The organism is Streptomyces sp. WM6386 (genome assembly GCF_000972385.1).
Classification (GTDB): Bacteria; Actinomycetota; Actinomycetes; order Streptomycetales; family Streptomycetaceae; genus Streptomyces.
Window position 1 is genome coordinate 1 of sequence record NZ_JXTE01000205.1, and the last position, 1152, is coordinate 1152.

Consider the following 1152-nt stretch of genomic DNA (forward strand, 5'->3'; position numbering starts at 1 on the left):
CGGCGCGGCTGGCGGGGGCGTTGACGCCCGAGGTGGACGCGGTGCTGGCGCGGTATCCGCTGCGGGATCTGGTGACCGTCTCCGAGGTGCTGCCGCTGCTGGTGGAGCGGGAGCGGGCGCTGTACGGGGCCTGGTACGAGTTCTTCCCGCGGTCCGAGGGCACGCCGGAGCGCCCGCACGGCACCTTCCGCACGGCGGCGCGGCGGTTCGGGGCGATCGCGGCGATGGGCTTCGACGTGGTCTACCTGCCGCCGATCCATCCGATCGGGTCGACGTTCCGCAAGGGCCCCAACAACACCCTGTCGGCGGCTGCGGAGGATGTCGGGGTGCCGTGGGCGATCGGCTCCCCGGAGGGCGGGCACGACGCGATCCACCCGGATCTGGGCACGATCGAGGACTTCGACTGGTTCGTGTCCCGGGCCCGCGAGCACCATCTTGAGATCGCTCTGGACTTCGCCCTGCAGTGTTCTCCCGACCATCCCTGGGTGCAGAAGCATCCGGAGTGGTTCCACCACCGCCCCGACGGCACCATCGCGTATGCGGAGAACCCGCCGAAGAAGTACCAGGACATCTACCCGATCGCCTTCGACGCCGACATGGACGGCCTGATCGCGGAGACCGTGCGGGTGCTGCGGTACTGGATGGACCACGGTGTGCGGATCTTCCGGGTCGACAACCCGCACACCAAACCGGTCGTGTTCTGGCAGCGGGTGATCGCGGACATCAACGCCGGCGACCCGGACGTGATCTTCCTGGCCGAGGCGTTCACCCGCCCGGCGATGATGCACACCCTGGGCCAGATCGGCTTCCAGCAGTCCTACACCTACTTCACCTGGCGCAACACCAAGGAAGAACTCACCGAGTACCTGCGGGAGCTGTCCGGTGAGGCGGCCGCCTACATGCGGCCCAACTTCTTCGCCAACACCCCCGACATCCTGCACGCCTACCTCCAGCACGGCGGCCGGCCCGCCTTCGAGATCCGCGCCATCCTGGCCGCCACCCTCTCCCCCACCTGGGGCATCTACAGCGGCTACGAACTGTGCGAGAACACCCCCCTGCGCGACGGCAGCGAGGAATACCTCGACTCCGAGAAGTACCAACTCCGCCCCCGCGACTGGGACACAGCCGACAGCATCACCCCCCTGATCACAC

1 pseudogene is annotated in these 1152 nt (G+C 68.3%); it reads left to right on the forward strand.

The annotated features are described in order from the left end of the window. Positions 1-1152 (forward strand): annotated as a pseudogene (locus TN53_RS40755) (alpha-1,4-glucan--maltose-1-phosphate maltosyltransferase); the annotation flags it as partial.